Consider the following 1,924-nt stretch of genomic DNA (forward strand, 5'->3'; position numbering starts at 1 on the left):
TCTCCCCCTCCTCGACCGCGTCCGCGAGCCGGCGGATCTCCGTCAGCTGCCCGAGAGCGACCTGACGCAGCTCGCCGCCGAGCTGCGCGCCGAGACCATCGACGCCGTCTCCGTCACCGGCGGCCATCTCGGCGCCGGCCTCGGCGTCGTCGAGCTCACCGTCGCCCTGCACTACGTCTTCAACACCCCCGACGACCGCATCATCTGGGATGTCGGCCACCAGGCCTATCCCCACAAGATCCTCACCGGACGCCGCGACCGCATCCGCACGCTGCGCCAGGGCGGCGGCCTCTCCGGCTTCACCAAGCGCGCCGAGAGCCCCTACGACCCCTTCGGCGCGGCCCATTCCTCCACCTCCATCTCCGCCGGCCTCGGCATGGCCATCGGCCGCGACCTCTCGGACGCCGCCGCGAAGGCCCGCGGCGAGACGCCTGCGCGCCGCAACGTCGTGGCGGTGATCGGCGACGGCTCGATCTCGGCCGGCATGGCCTACGAGGCGATGAACAATGCCGGCGCGCTGAAATCCCGCCTGATCGTCATCCTCAACGACAACGACATGTCGATCGCGCCGCCGGTCGGCGCCATGTCGTCCTACCTCGCGCGCCTCGTCTCGGGCGACACCTACCGGTCGCTGCGCGACACCGCCAAGCAGTTCGGCCGCCTCTTGCCGAAGGCGATCTACGACACCGCGGCCCGCGCCGAGGAATACGCCCGCGGCATCCTGGCCGGCGGCGGCACGATGTTCGAGGAACTCGGCTTCCACTATGTCGGGCCGATCGACGGCCACAACCTCGATCACCTGCTCCCCGTCCTCAAGAACGTGCGCGACGCGCCGGACGGCCCGGTTCTGGTCCACGTCGTGACCCAGAAGGGCAAGGGCTACGCCCCGGCGGAAGCGGCGGCCGACCGCGGCCACGCGGTGGTGAAGTTCGACGTGATCTCGGGCAAGCAGACCAAGGCCAAGCCGAACGCCCCGGCCTATACCCGGGTGTTCGGCGAGAGCCTGATCAAGGCGGCGGACGTCGACGACAAGGTGGTGGCGATCACCGCGGCGATGCCCTCGGGCACGGGCGTGGATCTCTTCGCCAAGGCGCATCCGGAGCGGACCTTCGACGTCGGCATCGCCGAGCAGCACGCGGTGACCTTCGCGGGCGGGCTGGCGACGGAGGGCTACAAGCCGTTCTGCGCGATCTACTCGACGTTCCTGCAGCGCGGCTACGACCAGCTGGTGCACGACGTGGCGTTGCAGAACCTGCCCGTGCGCTTCGCCCTCGACCGGGCCGGTCTGGTGGGCGCGGACGGCGCGACGCATGCGGGCGCGTTCGACCTCGCTTATCTGTGCTGCCTGCCGAACATGACGGTGATGGCGGCGGCCGACGAGGCCGAGCTGGTGCACATGGTGGCGACGGCACATGCGCACGACGCGGGCCCGATCGCGTTCCGCTACCCGCGGGGCGAGGGCGTGGGCGTCGAGCTGCCGGAGAAGGGCGAGGTGCTGGCGATCGGCAAGGGGCGTGTGATCCGCCGTCCGGAGGGGGCGCGGGTGGCGCTCTTGAGCCTCGGCACGCGCCTGGCGGAGGCGCTGAAGGCGGCGGAGCGGCTGGAGGCGTCGGGCATCGGCGTGACGGTGGCGGATGCGCGGTTTGCCAAGCCGCTGGACGAGGCGCTGATCCTGGACCTGGCGGCGAGCCACGAGGTCCTGGTGACCCTGGAAGAGGGGTCTGTGGGGGGCTTCGGGGCGATGGTGCTGCACCTGCTCTCGTCGCGCGGTGCGCTGGACGAGGGGACGGTGCGGGTTCGGACGCTGACGCTGCCGGATGCCTACCAGGACCACGACACGCCGGAGCGGATGTACGCGCAGGCCGGGCTCGACGCGCCGTCGATCGTCAAGGTCGTCGAGGCCACGCTCCCGGCGCGCGAGACC

General features: G+C 71.4%; 1 protein-coding gene. It reads left to right on the top strand.

Annotated elements, in window-relative coordinates:
- Positions 1–46: 46 nt before the first annotated feature.
- The coding region (dxs, locus tag MFF64_RS36405) for a 1-deoxy-D-xylulose-5-phosphate synthase (RefSeq protein ID WP_238193883.1) at positions 47–1,924 on the top strand (1,878 nt) is incomplete at its 3' end.

This window comes from Methylobacterium frigidaeris, from assembly GCF_022179185.1.
GTDB classification, from domain to species: Bacteria; Pseudomonadota; Alphaproteobacteria; order Rhizobiales; family Beijerinckiaceae; genus Methylobacterium; species Methylobacterium frigidaeris.